Annotated in this window: 18 protein-coding genes; 10 read left to right on the top strand and 8 right to left on the bottom strand. The window is 65.4% G+C overall.

What is annotated here, in order from left to right; translation table 11 throughout:
* Positions 1-68 precede the first annotated feature (68 nt).
* Positions 69-1,175: a lipoate--protein ligase family protein gene (locus ACT3UE_RS14245; protein ID WP_444566933.1), complete on the bottom strand. Its 1,107-nt coding sequence runs from the start codon at positions 1,173-1,175 to the stop codon at positions 69-71.
* A 124-nt stretch (positions 1,176-1,299) separates the two neighbouring features.
* Positions 1,300-1,554 carry a type B 50S ribosomal protein L31 gene (locus tag ACT3UE_RS14250; protein ID WP_444554689.1) on the bottom strand — a complete coding sequence of 85 codons (255 nt, stop codon included), beginning with the start codon at positions 1,552-1,554 and terminating at the stop codon, positions 1,300-1,302.
* Between the two features lie 361 nt (positions 1,555-1,915).
* Here ACT3UE_RS14250 and ACT3UE_RS14255 point away from each other — a divergent pair, with 361 nt between their 5' ends.
* On the top strand, positions 1,916-2,569 hold the full coding sequence (locus ACT3UE_RS14255; protein WP_444561437.1) for a hypothetical protein: 654 nt from the start codon (positions 1,916-1,918) through the stop codon (positions 2,567-2,569).
* Between the two features lie 468 nt (positions 2,570-3,037).
* Here ACT3UE_RS14255 and ACT3UE_RS14260 read toward each other — a convergent pair whose 3' ends face one another.
* Genes ACT3UE_RS14260 through ACT3UE_RS14270 form a run of 3 tightly spaced genes read right to left on the bottom strand, consistent with a single transcriptional unit; the run spans position 3,038 to position 5,444 of the window.
* Positions 3,038-3,844, bottom strand: a complete 807-nt coding sequence (locus ACT3UE_RS14260) for a TrmH family RNA methyltransferase (protein WP_444554691.1) — start codon at positions 3,842-3,844, stop codon at positions 3,038-3,040.
* Positions 3,844-4,638, bottom strand: a complete 795-nt coding sequence (locus ACT3UE_RS14265) for a sulfite exporter TauE/SafE family protein (protein WP_444554692.1) — start codon at positions 4,636-4,638, stop codon at positions 3,844-3,846. The genes ACT3UE_RS14260 and ACT3UE_RS14265 overlap by 1 nt, the downstream gene beginning before the upstream one ends.
* 14 nt (positions 4,639-4,652) lie before the next feature.
* Positions 4,653-5,444 carry an ABC transporter ATP-binding protein gene (locus ACT3UE_RS14270; RefSeq protein ID WP_444561438.1) on the bottom strand — a complete coding sequence of 264 codons (792 nt, stop codon included), beginning with the start codon at positions 5,442-5,444 and terminating at the stop codon, positions 4,653-4,655.
* A gap of 110 nt (positions 5,445-5,554) precedes the next feature.
* Between ACT3UE_RS14270 and serB the strand changes: the two genes are divergently transcribed.
* Both serB and ACT3UE_RS14280 read left to right on the top strand, forming a co-directional pair.
* A complete protein-coding gene (gene serB, locus ACT3UE_RS14275) occupies positions 5,555-6,502 on the top strand; it encodes a phosphoserine phosphatase SerB (protein ID WP_444554694.1) in 948 nt (315 codons plus the stop codon).
* Positions 6,503-6,639: 137 nt separating this feature from the next.
* A complete protein-coding gene (locus tag ACT3UE_RS14280) occupies positions 6,640-8,328 on the top strand; it encodes a VanW family protein (RefSeq protein ID WP_444561439.1) in 1,689 nt (562 codons plus the stop codon).
* An 86-nt stretch (positions 8,329-8,414) separates the two neighbouring features.
* Here the strand turns inward: ACT3UE_RS14280 and ACT3UE_RS14285 are convergent, their stop codons facing one another.
* On the bottom strand, positions 8,415-9,158 hold the full coding sequence (locus ACT3UE_RS14285; protein WP_444554696.1) for an SDR family oxidoreductase: 744 nt from the start codon (positions 9,156-9,158) through the stop codon (positions 8,415-8,417).
* 142 nt (positions 9,159-9,300) lie between these two features.
* Positions 9,301-10,026, bottom strand: a complete 726-nt coding sequence (gene fabG / locus ACT3UE_RS14290; RefSeq protein WP_444566934.1) for a 3-oxoacyl-ACP reductase FabG — start codon at positions 10,024-10,026, stop codon at positions 9,301-9,303.
* 107 nt (positions 10,027-10,133) lie between these two features.
* On the opposite strand from fabG, the gene ACT3UE_RS14295 reads away from it, so the two are divergent.
* The 3 genes from ACT3UE_RS14295 to ACT3UE_RS14305 are packed head-to-tail and all read left to right on the top strand — an operon-like array spanning position 10,134 to position 11,864.
* Positions 10,134-10,727 (top strand): DUF3099 domain-containing protein, encoded by a 594-nt coding sequence (locus ACT3UE_RS14295; RefSeq protein WP_444561441.1) that lies wholly within the window; start codon positions 10,134-10,136, stop codon positions 10,725-10,727.
* On the top strand, positions 10,724-10,966 hold the full coding sequence (locus ACT3UE_RS14300) for a hypothetical protein (protein WP_444554699.1): 243 nt from the start codon (positions 10,724-10,726) through the stop codon (positions 10,964-10,966). Before ACT3UE_RS14295 ends, ACT3UE_RS14300 begins: the two co-directional genes overlap by 4 nt.
* A 4-nt stretch (positions 10,967-10,970) precedes the next feature.
* The gene (locus tag ACT3UE_RS14305) at positions 10,971-11,864 is read left to right on the top strand and encodes an SURF1 family cytochrome oxidase biogenesis protein (RefSeq protein ID WP_444561442.1); all 894 of its coding nucleotides are present in this window, start codon (positions 10,971-10,973) and stop codon (positions 11,862-11,864) included.
* 82 nt (positions 11,865-11,946) lie between these two features.
* Here the strand turns inward: ACT3UE_RS14305 and ACT3UE_RS14310 are convergent, their stop codons facing one another.
* A complete protein-coding gene (locus ACT3UE_RS14310) occupies positions 11,947-13,548 on the bottom strand; it encodes an ABC-F family ATP-binding cassette domain-containing protein (RefSeq protein ID WP_444554701.1) in 1,602 nt (533 codons plus the stop codon).
* A gap of 150 nt (positions 13,549-13,698) precedes the next feature.
* Here ACT3UE_RS14310 and ACT3UE_RS14315 point away from each other — a divergent pair, with 150 nt between their 5' ends.
* The 4 genes from ACT3UE_RS14315 (at position 13,699) to ACT3UE_RS14330 (ending at position 17,028) form a co-directional block, all read left to right on the top strand.
* Positions 13,699-14,316 carry a biotin transporter BioY gene (locus tag ACT3UE_RS14315; protein ID WP_444561443.1) on the top strand — a complete coding sequence of 206 codons (618 nt, stop codon included), beginning with the start codon at positions 13,699-13,701 and terminating at the stop codon, positions 14,314-14,316.
* Between the two features lie 3 nt (positions 14,317-14,319).
* Entirely contained in the window at positions 14,320-15,042 is a 723-nt protein-coding gene (locus ACT3UE_RS14320; RefSeq protein WP_444561447.1) for an energy-coupling factor ABC transporter ATP-binding protein, read from the top strand.
* Positions 15,042-15,719 carry a CbiQ family ECF transporter T component gene (locus ACT3UE_RS14325; RefSeq protein ID WP_444561444.1) on the top strand — a complete coding sequence of 226 codons (678 nt, stop codon included), beginning with the start codon at positions 15,042-15,044 and terminating at the stop codon, positions 15,717-15,719. Before ACT3UE_RS14320 ends, ACT3UE_RS14325 begins: the two co-directional genes overlap by 1 nt.
* Before the next feature lie 130 nt (positions 15,720-15,849).
* Positions 15,850-17,028, top strand: coding sequence for a MalY/PatB family protein (locus ACT3UE_RS14330; RefSeq protein ID WP_444561445.1), 1,179 nt, complete (start codon positions 15,850-15,852; stop codon positions 17,026-17,028).
* Positions 17,029-17,107: the final 79 nt, after the last annotated feature.

Below are 17,107 nucleotides of genomic sequence, written 5' to 3' on the forward strand. Positions count from 1 at the left end.
CACCGGCAATCGGATGAGGCGGGCGCCGGGCCCAATCCGGCGCCGGCCCGTCCAGGGGCCCGGTCCGGCTAGGGAACCCGGTTCAGCCATCCATCGGTCCGGAACTTCTCGTCGGCGAGACGCTCGGCCCGGGTCAACGTGGCCTCATCGATTTCGGTCCGGGTCGCCCCATAGCGCTCGGCAAAGGTCGAGATCATCGTCTCGATGATCTCGGCCCGCGGGATGCCCGCCTGCCGCTTGAGTGGATCCACCCGTTTCTTGGCGCTGGCGATCCCCTTATCGGAAATCTTCTCCTGCCCGATGCGCAGCACCTCGGTCATCTTCTCGGCGTCGATGTCGTAGCTCATCGTGACGTGATGCAGGATCGCTCCCCCGGCGATACGATTCTGCGCGGCTCCGCCGTTCTTTCCCTGGTCGGTCGCGATGTCGTTCAATGGTTTATAGAACGCCTCCACGCCTAGGCGTTTCAACGACTCCATCACCCAGGCGTCCAGGAACGGGTAGGAGTCGGCAAAGCTCATGCCATCCACCAGCGACGCGGGAAGATAGAGGGAATAGGTCACGCAGTTCCCGGCCTCCATGAACATGGCCCCACCCCCGCTGATGCGCCGCACCACGGTCACCCCATGCTTCCGGGCCCCGTCGGGGTTGATTTCGTTGCGGACCGACTGGAAACTGCCGATGACTACGGCGGGCTCGTTCCAGTCCCAGATCCGCAGGGTGGGTTTCCGGGTCCCTTCCATGACCTCACGGGTCATGATCTCGTCCAGGGCGACGTTGGCGGCGATGGGCAACGAACGGGGTCCGATGACTTCCCAGTCGTGGTCGGCCCACGTCGTCGCCAGGCCCAGGGCCCGGCGCACCGCGGTGGCCACGGCCGCGGGATCGAAACCGAACATGACCGCGTCGTGGCCGACCGCCCTGCCGACGGCTCCGCTGATCACCGCATGCGGTGCCGAGGCCTCCATTCCGACCAGGGCCGAGTTGATGTCATCCAGCGCCTCATCCGGTTCGAGGAAGAAGTCCCCGTTGATGTTGGCGCGCACGATCCGCGCCTCCGCCCCTTCACCGGCGACCTCGAGATCGGCGACCACGAGTTTTCCTCCGTGGACCTTGAATTCTCCGTGGTGGGTGTAGGGCGTGCTGTCCGGCTGGGGAAGATTCTCGACTGGCATGGTTCCATCCTAGTGAACCCGCCGGGCCCACGGGTCCCGGAACGGCCCGGCGGGGCGGCGTCGGCCCCGGGCCGTTAACGACAAAAGGACCCCGAAGGGTCCTTTTGCCACATGAAGGGTCCGCTTACTTCTTGCCGAAGTTCTTGAAGCGGGCGTTGAAGCGCTCGACGCGGCCGGCCGAGTCCATGATGCGCTGCTTACCCGTGTAGAACGGGTGTGATGCTGCCGAGATCTCGACGTCGATGACCGGGTAGGTCTTGCCGTCTTCCCACTCGATCGTCTTGCTCGAGGACCGGGTGGAGCGGGTCAGGATCTTTTCGCCGGAGGCGAGGTCGTTGAACACGACCGCCTCGTACTTCGGGTGGGTATTGGACTTCATGTGGAAAACCTTTGTTCGAGCCACTGGATTTTGCCAGCAGCCATACGGGTACAGCCGTTCCGTTCGTCACGGAACCGACCATTCACTGTATCCCATCGACAGATGCCCGGAAAAATCGCCGCGCCTACTGGGTGCGTAGTCCGGTGCCAACACGAAAAGCCACGCCCCTCCTGCACCCCACCGGCTACCTCCCTGGCTGGTCCCCGGATGGGGGGCATCGACGCTGGGATCCGCAGCCCGATGGTTTCGTGGGACAGCTTCACTGACATCCGCACGTAGCGCTTACCTGCGCGGGCAAAATGTCAGGGCTGCATGACAGCCTGCTTTCACAGTCAAGCGAGCAACACACGAAAGGACAACCATGGATACCGTTTCACAGATGCACGTCCAGATTCCCGAGGAAACACTGGAAATCATCACCTCTGGTCTTGAGTACCACGATAAGCACCATTGGATCCCGTGGGCTTGGGCGGCGATTTCCCGAGAGGGGGACCTCGAGCCGATCGTGGACGAATCCAGTCCTGACTATGCATCCCAACTCATCACGCTCGCTGCCTTGGGCCATCTCTACGACAAATTCCAGGATGCCTATACCGGGCTCCACCCCAGAGACGAGTTCCTGACCGAGCTGCTGGGCGACGCGCGCCCGGCAATCAATCAAATCGAACTGGCGCGCTACTGCGAACGCAACGGTCACTACGACTACTCGGAAATTCCCGAGTCCGCAGCCGCGCTCGAACACGTTGCCGTCAACAACCGAACAAACGAAGTCCAAGTTCGACTGGTCCACCTTGTCGGACAAGCAAGACTGTTCACCTCGCTCGTTGTTGCCGGTACGGCAATAGCGACCGCTGATTTCGGCGCCGAAGACGACGACGCCGAATTTATCCCCCTTGGCGACTCACTGACACTTGACGCATTCGACCCGTATTTAGACGACGTCCTGAACTTCACCCTCACTGCCGAAAAGCATCGTGCATATGAGTGGCTCACGGGCGACCTCGACCTTGGATGATTCGGCGGTCCGCCACTCGCCCCAGTCGTTGGTGAAGACCTGAGTGCCTGGACAGGGACGAGCTGCCACAACAACACCCTCTCGCCAGGTAGAAGAACGATCGGTTCGTCGCCCTGCTGCTGATGGTTTGCACTACCGGGATCCCGCTCAAAGCCGGCACTACTCGGCGTTGGGCGCTCACCAACTGCTCATCGGGTAATATTCAGCGCCGGTTGTTCGAGTACGTCCGAGGCGTCAGCCCAGGATCAACGAGTCCATGGCCTGCAGTCGGATTCAAGCCCTGGCTTTCAGTGCCGAGCGCCAACGTCCACGTCTGGCTCTGATGAACCACGACCATCACGCCTCTCATTGGGCTCGCACTCCCCTGCTGGAGTCATGCCAGCTTTCTAGGGCGCGTTTTGAGAGGGCCGGAGCCACTCCGGCGAACCATCCAGGAGACCCGGCCTGCGCCCACGACATTCGCCGCGCCTACCTCGCCCGCAATTCCCACATGGCCACGGTGGAGGCCGCAGCGACATTCAACGAATCGACGCCCGGGCGCATGGGGATCATCACGGCCTCGTCCACCCGGGCCAGGGTGTCGTCCGAGACACCGGCCCCTTCGGTGCCCAGCACCAGGGCCAACCGATCGATGTTCTCGGCGGCTACTTCATCGATGGGCCGGGCCGAGTCGGTGACCTCCATGGCCGCCAACCGGAATCCGTCCCCGCGCAGCCGGTCCAGCCCCTCATTCCAGTCCTCCAGCCGCGCCCACGGGATCTGGAAGACCCCACCCATGCTCACCCGGATGGAACGCCGGTACAGCGGATCGGCACAGCGGGCGGAGACCAGGACGGCGTCCATTCCCAGGGCGGCCGCCGAACGGAAGATCGCGCCGAGGTTGGTGTGGTCCACGATGTCCTCCAACAACAGCACCCGGCGGGCCCCGGCGACGACGTCGGCCACCGGAACCGGTTGCGGCCGGTTCATGGCAGCCAGCGCACCCCGGTGCAGGTGGAAGCCGGTGATCTCCTCCAACACGCCCGGCGCCCCTACGAAGGCCGGAACCTCGGGGTGGGCTTCGAGGACATCGGAGAGCCCCTCGAGCCATTTATCGGCCAGGAAGAAGGAGCGCGGGACGTGTCCGGCGGCCAGGGCCCGACGCAGGACCTTGGAGCTTTCGGCGATGTAGAGCCCGCGCCCCGGATCGGTTCGTTGCCGCAGGGCCGCATCGGAGAGCCGGACGTAATCGGAGACGCGCGGGTCGGAGGCAGATTCCAGGGTGATGATCGGCATCAGGAGACCAGCTTGCCGATCATGACCGCCAGGGCCACGAGCCCGAGCACCACGATGAACGAACGCAGCAGCAGCGGTGAGAGCTTCCGGCCGACCCGGGCGCCGATGAACCCACCGACCAGGGAACCGCCGGCGATGAGCAGGACGATCAGCCAGTTGATGCGGTCGAAGGCGAAGAGCAGGTAGGACACGGCGGCGACCAGGTTGACCACCAGCGAGAGGATGACCTTGATCGCATTGGACTGCTGCAGCGAACCATGGAAGAAGATGCCCAGCACGGCCATGAGCAGGATGCCCTGGGCCGCGGTGAAGTAGCCTCCGTAGACCCCGATGAGGAAGACCAGGACGTAGACCAGCGGCGATAGTTTCTGTTCGTCCGCATGGGAAGGCCGCAGGGCCCCGCCGCTTTGCCTCTCACGCACCCACCGGGCCAACCGCGGCTGGAAGATGACCAGCAGGATTGCGATCGCGATGAGGACCGGGGCCACATACCCGAAGACCGTTTCGGGAAGGTGGAGCAGCAGGAAGGCGCCCAGGATGCCGCCCAGCAGCGAGGCCGGAACCAGTTTGAGCATCGTCTTGGGGACGGTGCGGGCTTCCTGCCGGTATCCCCAGGCGCCGGAGAACCCGCCGGCGACCAGGCCCATGGCGTTGGAGATGATGGAGTTGACCGGCGCGAAGCCCAGGGCCACAAGGACCGGGAACGTCACCAGCGAGCCGGAGCCGACGATCGTGTTGATCGTGCCCGCCCAGAGCCCGGCAAAGAGGACGAGCAGTTCCCTCCATAAATCCATGCGCTGCGCTGGCCCTAGGCGCCGAGTCGGGCGACGGCCGAGTAGCGGCCGTCGTCGACGCGCAGGCGCAGATCCATCTCGAAGGTCTCCGAGAGGTTGGCTTCGGTCAGTGTCGTGGCGATGGGGCCGGCGGAGACGATGTTGCCCTCGTTCAGCAGCATGGCATGGGTGAAGCCCGGGGGGATCTCCTCGAGGTGGTGGGTCACCAGGACCATGGCCGGTGCCTCGTCGGCGGCGGCGAGCTCGGAGAGGCGGGCGACGAGGTCCTCGCGCCCCGCCAGGTCCAGTCCTGCCCCGGGTTCGTCCAGGAGGAGCAGTTCGGGGTCGGTCATCAGGGCCCGGGCGATCTGCACCCGCTTGCGTTCGCCGTCGCTCAGTGACCCGAATTTCCGGTTGATCAGGGTGGACATCCCCCAGTCGTGCAGCAGTGAGAAGGCCCGGCGTTCGTCCATGGCCTCATATTGTTCACGCCAGCGGCCGGTGGTGCCCCAGGAGGCGGTGACCACGACGTTCAACACCTTCTCGTGGGCGGGGATGTGGGTGGCCAGGGCCCCGGAGGACAACCCGATCCGCGGACGCAGTTCAAAGACGTCGACCCGTCCCAGGGTCTCGTCGAGGATCTCGGCGGTGCCCCGGGTGGGGTGCATGCGGGCCGCGGCGATCTGCAACAGGGTGGTCTTCCCGGCCCCGTTGGGACCCAGAACAACCCATCGTTCGTCCTCCTTCACCTGCCAGTCGATGCTCGTCAAGAGGTTCTTTTGACCCCGGACCACGTCGATACCGGTAAAGGAGAGCACATCATTCATGGTCAAAACACTAAGGCAATACCTAGGTGATCGGCCAAATGCTACCGGGTGTGCCGCCCCGCGACGTCGCGAAGTAGCGCCTAGCAGGCACCGCACGGGAGAATCGTTCCATGAAGATCAGCAGTTACCTCGTCTCCCATCACGGCACCGCGTCCTCCCCCGACGACGGTGCCGCGACTCCGACGGCCGCCGACGGCCCGGAGGCGACCCGGTTCGAACCGGCACGGATCGAGGCGCTCCTGGGGGACCACGGGTTCTCCACGGCCTCCTCCACGGCGTTCTCGGGGCTGGGGTACGCCGGAACACGCAGGGCGTTGACCCGCACGACGCCGGAAGGCCCCGACGCAGACCGCTCCGCCGCCTTGCTGGACCGGCTCGCCGCCGACTCCGCGCAGCATGCCCTGGTCCCGGCCAGCCTGATCGAGGCGCCCCGCAAGCTGCTGGTCATGGACGTCGATTCCACGTTGATCCGGCAGGAGGTCATCGAGTTGCTGGCCGCCCATGCCGGGCGTGAGGCCGAAGTCGCCGCCGTCACCGAGGCGGCGATGCGCGGCGAACTGGACTTCTCCGAAAGTCTCCACGCCCGGGTGGCCACCCTGGCCGGGCTGGAGGCCGGGGTCATCGATCGGGTGTGCGACGCCGTCGTTCTCTCGGCCGGGGCCAGGGAACTGATCGCGGCCTGCCACGAGGGCGGGCATCTGGTGGGCGTTGTCTCGGGCGGGTTCCTCCAGATCCTCCGGCCGCTGGCCGACGGGTTGGGGCTGGACTTCGCCCGGGCCAACGATCTGGGCGTCAGCGAAGGCCGGCTGACCGGAACCGTGAACGGGGAGATCGTCGATGCCGCCGCCAAGGAGTCGTCCCTGCGGCAGTGGGCCGTCGAGGCGGGCCTCCCCGTGGAACACACCATCGCCGCCGGCGACGGAGCCAACGACCTGTTGATGGTCCGGGCTGCCGGACTCGGGATCGCTTATTGCGCCAAACCCGCGTTGCGTACCGCCGCCGACGCGGTGATCGATCTGCCACGGCTGGACATCATTCGTCATCTGGCAGGTATTTGATCATGACGATTGCATAACTACCGGGCCCCGCGGACATCAACGGCGCATCTGCGCGAGCCCGCGGCGCTAGGATCTTTTGTGGTGCGCGTTCCGACGGGCGCACGGCGTCGATGAACATGGAGCATTCGCGGGCAATCATGCGGGACAAAAAAGACACGAGCAAGAAGAAAAAGGGCTGGCTGATCGGCGGTGGCGCCATCATCCTGTTGGCGGGCGCCTACGCAGGCGGGGCGTCGCTGCTCGGCGACCAGATCCCCAACGGGACCACGGTCCACGGGGTCGAGATCGGCGGTCTGAGCAGTTCCGACGCCGCCGCCCGACTGCACCGGGACCTGGACCCGCTGGCTTCCGAACCGGTCACGATCGCCGCCGGGGAACAGTCCGCGCCGCTGACCCCCGACGAATCCGGCCTGGGCCTGGACATCGAGGCCACCCTGCAGGGCCGGACCGGGTACACCCTGAACCCCATGGTCCTCTTTCAACGCCTGACCGGCGGTTCGGCCATCAAGCCGGTCCTGACCCAGGACGACGACGCCTTGCACGCCGCCATCGAGGATCTGCGTCCCAAGCTGGACACCAAGGCCACCGAAGGCAAGATTGCCTTCAAGGACTCCAAGGTCCAGTACGACGCCCCGTCCGAAGGCGAGAAGGTCGACGCGGACCAGGCCGGCGACGCCATCGGCAATTCCTGGTTCGGCGCGAGCGAACCCATCGAGGTGGCCACCACCACGGTGGAGCCCAAGACCCCCGCCTCGGCGTTCGAGAAGGTCCGCGATGAGCAGGCCAAGCCCCTGGTCGCCGGGAACGTGACCGTGGCCGCCGATGACCTGAAGGCCACCTTGAAGCCGGCCGAGCTGGCCCAGGCGGCGTCCTTCAAGGTCTCTGACGGCGCGGTGAAGATGTCGTTGGACAACCAGCAGCTCGCCGACCGTCTGCTCAAGGCCAATCCCAAGATGGCGTCGACGGCCAAGGACGCCCGCATCGTCCTGAAGGACGGGAAGCCGAAGATCATCCCCGCGGTCAAGGGCCATGGCGTCGAGACGAAGAACCTCACCGAGAAGATCCTCACCGCCGCGACCACCGATTCACGGACCGCGAAGATCGACGTCGCCGTCACCAAGCCGGAACTGACGACCGCGAAGGCGAAGAAGCTGGGTGTGAAGGAGGTGATCGTCGAGTTCTCCACGCCGTACCCCACCTTTGACACGGTCCGGACCAAGAACCTGCGCGCCGGGGCCTCGAAGCTCAACGGCATGCTGGTCATGCCCGGCGACACCTTCTCGCTGACCAAGGCGCTGGCCCCCATCACGGAGGCGAACGGCTACTTCAAGTCCGGCGTGGTGGAAGACGGCTTCACCACCGAAGCCATCGGCGGTGGTCTGTCGCAGATCTCCACCCAGTTGTTCAACGTGGGATGGCTCGGGGGCATGGACGATGTCACCCACCGGCCGCATAGCCGCTGGTTCGACCGCTACCCCGCCGGGCGTGAATCCACCCTGTGGGAAGGCCAGATCGACATGGCCTGGAAGAACAACACCGGCCACGCCGTGATGATCCAGGCCTGGGTGACCGACAGCCATGTGAAGACCCGTCTCTGGGGGACCAAGAAGTACAAGGTCACCTCCAAGACCTCGGGGCACTACAACAAGACCAACCCCAAGACCACCTACAACGACGCCGAGAAGTGTGTCGCGGAGTCCGGTGGCCAGAAGGGGTTCTCGGTCGATGTGCACCGCACCCGGACGGCGGGCTCGGAGACGCTCAAGGACAGCCTGCACTGGACGTATCAGCCCTGGAACAAGGTCGTCTGCGGGAAGAAGCCCTAACCCCCGCACCGACGCCAAAGGCGGCGGCTCCACCCGTGGGAGGGTGGAGCCGCCGCCTTTGATGCTCCGTGTACTGCCGGTGTGTTCTAGTCCAGGAAGTGTCCTGCTCCCCCAGCGTATTCGGTATGTCCGGTGGGGACGTCGGCCGTGGCCATCGCGGCGACCTCGACCCCGAACTCCTGGACGGTGAGCAGTTTGCCGGCAGCCTGCCGGCGCTCCTCGATGGCCCCTGGCTGGGCCCGGTCCAGCAGCGTGGCGGTGACGGTCCCTTCGATCATGTCCCCGGAGACCACCACCAACGAGATGCCCTTGGCCTCCAGCGCCGGGATCTCCTCACGCAGGGCCAGCTCCCCGGCGCGCTTGGAACGGGCCACGGGCTCGTAGGCATCCAGCGTCGCCGTCTGGTCGATGAAGTGGGCCTGGTGGCTGGTGACGAACACCACACGCGAACCGGCGGGCATGACGGCGGCCGCGGTGCGCAGCATGTCGACCTGGGCGTCGCGGTTCAGTCGCAGGGCATAGTCCTCGCCGAGATCGGCTTCCATGCCGCCGGAGGCGTTGAGCACCAGCACATCGAGGGACCCGAAGTTCTCTTGCGCCGCATCCACCAGTGACTGGGCGCCCCCCTCGGCGGTCAGGTCCGCACCGACGGCCACGGCCCGGCCCCCGGCATCGGTGATGCCCTGGACGATCTTATGGGCACGGGGAGCCTTCTGCCGGTAGTTCACCACGACGGAGGCACCCCCCGCTGCGAGGTTCTTCGCCACTTCTGCGCCGATGCCCCGGGAGGACCCGGTGACAATGGCTGTTTTTCCGTTGAGTTCTGACATGGATTCTCCTAGTTGGGGTTCACGCGGCCATGGCGCGGATGCGGCAAGGGAGCCCGCTGTCGCGGGCACTTTCCTCCATCTTGCCAGCCCATCCGGCGTCGTGCCGTTGTGGGAATGCTCCAAAGACGAACGGCAGGTGGGCCTAGTGCCCCATGCCCAGACCGCCGTCGACCGGAATGACGGCGCCGGAAATGTAGGCGGCCTCGTCACTGGCCAGCCAGCGGACGACTCCTGCCACCTCGGTGGGCTCGGCGAACCGTCCCGCGGGGATGCCCGAGAGGTACTCCTTCTGCGTGTCTTCGGGCAGTGCGGCGGTCATGTCGGTGTTGACGAACCCCGGGGCCACCACGTTGGCGGTGATGCCCCGGGACCCCAGCTCACGGGTCAACGACCGGGCCATGCCCACCAGCCCCGCCTTCGACGCCGCGTAGTTGATCTGACCGGGAGAGCCCAGCAGGCCCACCACGGAGGAGATCAGCACGACACGGCCCTTGCGCAGCTTGATCATTCCCTTCGAGGCCCGTTTGATGACCCGGAAGGCGCCGGTGAGGTTGGTGTCGACCACCGAGCTGAAGTCGTCCTCGTTCATGCGCAACAACAGCATGTCCTTGGTCATCCCGGCGTTGGCCACCAGGACCTCGACGGGACCGTGGGCCTGTTCGACCTCGGTGAACGCCGCGTCGATGGACGCATAGTCGGTCACATCCGCCTTCACCCCCAGCAGACCTTCGGGGACCACGCCGCTGCGATAGGTGATGGCCACCTGATCGCCGTTCGCTTCGAATGCCCGGGCAATGGCCAGGCCGATACCCCGGTTGCCACCGGTGATCAATACGCTGCGCGGGGCGGGCTGGGCGGTTTCGGTCATGGGTCCTCCAAGTCGGTACGTCAACGGTTCCGCACCATTCTAGCCGTGGAGGGTTCGGCGGATCGTCGCGACGGTGACACAATGGAGGGGAACACCATGGAAGAGACATGAGCCAGCATTCGTATCCTTTGAACCAGCCTGTCCCCGCCGGCCACCCGCAGCGGATCACCGACGCCGATGAGTCACGTTCGGCGGACATGCATTCGCGCACCGTCAAATACACGATTTCGATGTCCGTGCGCATGGCCTGCTTCATCGCTGCCTTTTTCGTCCATGGGTGGATCCAGGTGGTCATGCTCATCCTGGCGGTGATCCTGCCCTACTTCGCGGTGGTCGTGGCCAACGCCAGCGGTGCCGATCTGGCCAAACGTACGGAGACCAACTACTACGACGGCGGTCCGACGGAGCCCGCCATGCTCGCCGGCGCCGCAGCCGACGGCACGAAGGACGAGGCCCCGCAGGACCCCACGGCGAAGGACGAGTCGAACACTGATGACCCGACGGAAGGCAGCGAAGGGACCACCACCGGACCCTTCGACCCGGCTTCCGGCTCGACCAGCCCGCAGGACGACGCCGAACCCGACCTGCTCTCGGGGCACTGGTACGTCCCCGACGAGGCGGAGGAACCACAGCAGGAAGAACGGGTCCATCACCATCACGGCCACCGCCACCGGCCAGGAAGCGAAAGGGAGCACGGATGAGCATTTTCGACCAACTCTCAGGCGTTGAGGGCCCCGCGGTGCCGAAGTGCTCGCGCAAGGGATGCCGGCAGTCCGCCCAGTGGCAACTGCTCTGGAACAACCCCAGGATCCATACCCCGGAGCGCCGGAAGATCTGGTTGGCCTGTGACGACCACCGCGGATGGCTGACCACCTACCTCACGGAACGCGGTCTCTTCAAGGAATCACAGCCGCTCCCCGCCGACGCCCAGGAGGGGTGAATCCGTGTACCGATTCCTGGCCAGCACCCGCTGGCTTGGCTGGCTGCTGCTGGTCTGCGTCTTTGCGGCGGCCTGCGTGGGGCTGGGCAAATGGCAGATGAACCGGCTCGATGAAGCCCGGGCCGCCAACGACCTGGTCAAGGCCAATTACGACGCCGCTCCCCTGGATTTCCGGCAGGCGCTCCCCTACTTCGACACGCTTCCGGCGGACCGGGCCTGGACCCCGGTCACGATGAAGGGCAGCTACCTCCCCGGGGATACGCGCATCGTGCGCAACCGCACCACCAACGGACAACCCGGCTATGAGGTCCTGGTTCCCTTCGAAACCGATGAAGGAACCCGGGTCGTCATCGATCGCGGCTGGCTGCCCATCGGGGACGACTCCGCCGGCAGGCCCGACAGCGTCCCTGCCCCGCCGGAGGGCCAGGTTCAGATCACGGCCCGCATGAAGGTCGGTGAGCCGGCGGTCCGCCGCTCGGCCCCCGAAGGGCAGGTGGCCTCGGTCGAGCTTCCCGCCCTGGAAGAGGATCTGGGCTATCCCATCGCGACGGGCGCCTACGGGGTGATCGCCCGGGAGCAACCGGCCCCGGCGACGACCCCCACCGCCTTGGAACGGCCCTCGATCGATGAGGGCAACCACCTGTCCTATTCGCTGCAGTGGTTCGCCTTCGGGGTCCTGTCCTTCATCGGCTTGGGATACGCGGCCCGGCAGCAGGCCCGGCTCAATCGCGAGGATGCACAGGAGGCGGCAGAGGCCGCCGCGGCGGGCACCGAAGTCATCCATTCCGCCTACCGCGCACCCCGTCAACGCCCCACCCGCAGGAAGGGCAACGTGCCCACCGACGAAGAGCTCGAGGACGCCTACCTCGACCGCTTCGAGGACCAGGCCCGACGCTAGTGAGCCGGGCGCGCCGGTCTTAAAAGGAAGCAGCCCCGCCGGATTCACCGGCGGGGCTTGCAGGCCTTGAGGCCAAGGTGACTCAGGCCAGGGTGACCAGGTCCAGATAGCCTTCGTTCCACAGGTCCTCGTCGCCATCGGGCAAGAGGACCACCCGTTCCGGGTTCAGGGCGGCCACGGCACCCTCATCGTGGCTGACCATGACGACGGCGCCGCTGTAGTTGCTCAACGCATTGAGGATCTCGGCGCGGCTGGCCGGGTCCAGGTTGTTGGTCGGTTCGTCGAGGAGCAGCACGTTGGCGCTGGAAGCAACGATCGTGGCCAGTGCCAGACGCGTCTTCTCGCCGCCGGAGAGGACCCCTGCCGGCTTGTTGACGTCGTCTCCGCTGAACATGAAGGAGCCGAGGATACCGCGTACTTCAGCGTCGCCGAGCTTATCCGGCGCGGAGGAGCGCATGTTTTCCAGCACCGTGCGTTCCACGTCGAGGGTGTCGTGCTCCTGGGCGTAGTACCCCACCTTGAGTCCGTGGCCGGGAATGACTTCGCCGGTATCGGGCTCGGCAACCCCGGCCAGCATGCGCAGCAGGGTCGTCTTGCCGGCACCGTTCAAGCCCAGGATGACCACCTTGGAGCCGCGGTCGATGGCAAGATCCACGTCCATGAAGATCTCCAGGGAGCCGTAGGACTTGCTCAGGTTCTTGGCCATCATGGGGGTCTTGCCGCAGGGATCCGGTTCCGGGAACCGCAACGCGGCCACCTTTTCCTGGGCCCGGGCTTCCTCCAGGCCGCCCATGAGGCGATCCACGCGCTTGAGCATGCTTTGCGCCGCGGAGGCGCCGGAGGCCCTGGCCTTCATCTTATTGGCCTGGGCCAGCAGGGCGCCGGCCTTCTTCTCGGTGCTGGCACGCTCGCGCTTGCGGGAACGCTCATCCGTTTCCCGCTGCTCGAGGTACCGCTTCCACCCGAGGTTGTAGAGGTCCATCGTCGCGCGGTTGGCATCGAGATGGATGACCTTGTTGACGGTCGATTCAAGCAGGTCGGTGTCGTGGGAGATGACCATCAGCCCGCCCTGGTGGTTGCGCAGGAACTCGCGCAGCCAGGCCACCGAGTCGGCGTCAAGGTGGTTGGTGGGTTCGTCGAGCAGGAGCGTCTGGGCGTCGGCGTAGAGGATCCGTGCCAGTTCGACGCGTCGGCGCTGACCGCCGGAGAGCGTGTCCAGCGTCTGGTCGAGGAGCCGTTCGGGCAAGGCGAGGTTGTTGCAGATCGCCGAGGCTTCCGCTTCGGCGGCGTAGCCACCGCGCGAAATGAACTCTGCGTCCAACCGGTCGTACCGGTTCATCGCCTTGGTGCGGATGGATTCGTCCTCGCTGCCCATCTCGTCCGTGCACTTGCGCAGCTTGGTCACGATCTCATCCATGCCGCGGGCCGAAAGGATCCGGTCGCGGGCCAGTTGTCCCATGTTCGGCGTCCGGGGATCCTGCGGAAGGTATCCGATGGATCCGTTCCGCGTCACCGTTCCTCCGGTGGGCTCCGCTTCGCCCGCCAGGACGCGGGTCATCGTCGTCTTGCCGGCGCCGTTGCGTCCGACCAAGCCGATCTTGTCTCCCTGATCGATGCGGAAGTTGACACCCTCCATCAGGAGTCGAGCGCCGGCACGGAGCTCAAGGTCGGCAACGGAAATCAATGGGAACCTCTCAAATGGAATGTGATGCGCTGTCACGCAACCTTTCCAGTGTACGCGTGCGAGCGATGACCGCCTAAGGCCGATCCACCCCACGAGTGCCATCTCACCCCAAAATACCGGCTTGAACAGTGATCAAGTATTATGTGCAGCATGACGAATTCGTATCTCGACGCCCCTCGGCTGTCCGCCCGCCGCAGCAGATGGGGCGCCCGTGACCTGGGTTTGATCTCGGTCTTCGCCGCCTTGATGGCCGCCCTGACCCTCGTCCCGGCCATCCCGGTCGGCCCCTTGGGCGTTCCGATCACCTTGCAGACCCTGGCGGTGTCGCTGGTGGCCCTCTGCCTCGGCGGCCTCCGCGGTTCGGTCAGTGTCCTGCTTTATGTGGTGGTCGGCCTGGCCGGTGTTCCCGTATTCGCGAAATTCACCGGCGGACTCGGCGTCCTGGCCGGCCCGACGGCCGGCTACCTGCTTGCCTTCCCCCTGGCGGCGCTGGTGGCCGGCTCCCTGGCCACGTTCATCCTGCGCCGCAAGCGGACGGCCGGCATGCCCTGGCTCTTCGCCGCCGCGATGGCGGGGTCCATCCTGATGACCCACCCGTTGGGCATCCTCGGAATGAGCATCAACGGGCAGATCCCCTGGGCGCAGGCAGTCGTCGTCGACCTGGCGTACTGGCCGGGAGACATCATCAAGAACATCATCGCGGCCCTGGTGGCCGTCATGGTCTTCAAGGCGTTCCCCCGCATGGCCCGGCGCGAATTCGATGCCTAGGCTATTGAAGTGATCAGTTTCCACGCCGCAGGCCTCAGCGTCCCGAACCCCGATGGCAGCGATGACGACACCGTCATCCTCGCCCCGGTGAGCTTGGACCTACGCGAGTCCCGAGTGGCGGTGATCGGCGCCAACGGATCCGGCAAATCGACTCTCCTCCGGCTCATCAACGGGCTGGCCCGCCCGTCGACGGGCCGTGTCGTGGTCGACGGGAAGGATGTGGCCCGGGACGTCGCGGCGGTGCGCCGACGCGTTGCCTTCCTGTTCAGCGACCCGCTCTCCCAGCTGGTCATGCCGCTGGTTCGCGAGGACGTGGAACTGTCCCTGAAGCCCACCCTCAAGAACAAGGTACGACGTCGTCAGGTCGCCATGGATCATCTGGATTCCATGGACCTGGCCCACCTGGCCGACCGTAGCGTCCATGACCTCTCGGGCGGCGAACGCCAGCTCGTCGCCTTGACCAGCGTGCTGGCTGCGGGACAGGACATCCTGGTCGCCGACGAGCCGACGACCCTGCTGGATCTACGCAACAACATCCTGCTGCAGGACACCCTGTTCGCCCTCGATCAGCAGATCATCTACGCCACCCATGACCTGGACTTCGCCGCCCGTGCCGATCGGGTCCTGGTCGTCGAGGGCGGCCACATCGTGCACGATGGAACACCCTGCGAGGCCATCGAGCACTACCGACAGCTGGCGCTTTCCGCGTCGAGGGAAGGTTCCTGATGCGCGGCCAGGCCCTCTTGCTGGGCCTGCGAATCCCCGGAACCTCGATGGTCCACCGGGCCCCGCTGTGGTTGAAGTACCTGGTGCTGGTCGCGGCAGGAACCGCCGTCGTCTTCCTCCGCTCCCCCACCACGGCGGCCGCCCTGCTGGTGGTGGGCCTGCTGCTGTATGCGGTCGCCGGAGCACGGGTCCTCGCCGCCTGGGCGTCCCCACTGCGGCTGCTGTGGTGGATCTTCGCCCTGCTCGCGGCCTACCAATGGTGGATGAACGGCCCGTGGACCGCGTTCATGGTCGTCGGAGGCATGTTCGCGGCGCTGCAACTGGCTCGCCTCCTGTTGCTGACCACCGACCAATCCGATCTGATCGATGGTATGGCCTGGGCGTGTTCCCCGCTGCGCAAGGTGGGGGTCAACCCGGAGCTGGTGGCCCTGGCGGTAGGCCTCATGCTGCGCAGCATCCCCGCCGTACTGGGGTGCATCGCCGATGTGTCCGACGCGGCGCGAGCCCGGGGCCTGGGCCGGAATCCTATTGCGCTGGCGGGCCCGGTCGTGGTTTCGGCCGTCGCCTTCGCCCATCAGACCGGGGACGCACTGGCTGCCCGCGGGATCCTTGAACAAGGCCTCCGCGACGAAGCTGCCGACGTGACCCCCACAAAAGGCGTCCACCACCGCTTGTAGCTCCCTTTCGGACCAGGGCGCGAAAAAAGAAGGTGCTGACTATGTCCTCCCAGCACTAAATGTACGTACTTTTATGTGTATCTTGGGAACCACAGCTACGCCGATATCCACGAACCAGCGAGGGACCCAGATGAATCACGCGGACTACTTCGATGGTCTGACGGAGACCAAACTACGAGGCGCTGGAAGCAGGAAGTGGACTACGTACCCGGACGCGATCGGCGCCTTCATCGCAGAGATGGATTTCGGTACGGCCCCGGAGGTCCAGGCAGCGCTTCAGGAGCCGGTGGGATCCGCCGCCCTCGGATACGCCCCGGTGACCGCCGTGGACGACATGACACGTGCCTGCTCGGCCTGGCTCGAGAGCGTCTACGGCTGGACTGTTCCCGCCACTGATATTCGTCCCATCCCGGATGTGCTGGCCGGCATCGTCCTCGCCATCACCCACTACTCGGCACCCGGGTCGGCGATTGTCCTTCCGACTCCGGCCCACATGCCGTTCCTGAAGATCCCAGCGAGCCTGAATCGCCGCATCATCCAGGTCCCCATGACTTTCGGTGCCGACGAGTGGAAGCTCGACTTGGAGGGAATCGATGCCGCGTTCGCCGCGGGCGGGGGCCTCCTGATCTTCTGCAACCCCCACAACCCGATCGGGAAGGTCTACTCACGGGCCGAGATGCTCGAGTTATCCGAGATCGTGGAAAAACACGGTGCACGAGTCTGTTCCGATGAAATCCATGCACCGCTGGTCTTCTCGAGTAGCCGCCACGTCCCCTACGCCTCGGTCTCACCAGCAGCCGCCAAACACACGGTGACAGTGGCTTCCGCCACCAAAGCCTGGAACATGTCGGGTCTCAAATGCGCACAGATCATCTTCAGCAACAGTACTGATCAGCACACCTGGTCATCGGCGAGCTTCATGGCCGAACACGGCGTCGGATATCTGGGTGTCCTGGCGACGACTGCCGCCTACAGCGAGGGTAAACCCTGGCTGGACGAGGTGATCACTTATCTGGATCACAACCGACAACAGTTGGCTGTCCTGCTTGCCGAGCACCTTCCCGAGGTCCGGTATCACGCCCCTGAAGGTACCTACCTCGCGTGGCTCGACTGTCGGAGTCTCGACCTCGGCAACCACCCGGCTGAGTTCTTTCTCGAAAATGCTGAAGTCGCTTGTTCAGACGGTGCCGGGTTCGGGGACAACGGTGCGGGTTATCTTCGCTTCAACCTGGCCATGCCGACGCCCATCCTCAAACGCGCCGTACGACAAATGGGCGAGGCATTCCGCAAAAACACCGCCGCAAAGTAAAGAGGATCGCGGTGCCCACCGAGCGGCATCGACACCTTGGCCGAGTCACTAGGTGAGTACACCGTTCGGCTCTTTGTCC

It is taken from the genome of Arthrobacter sp. 179 (genome assembly GCF_052379645.1).
GTDB lineage: Bacteria > Actinomycetota > Actinomycetes > Actinomycetales > Micrococcaceae > Arthrobacter_H.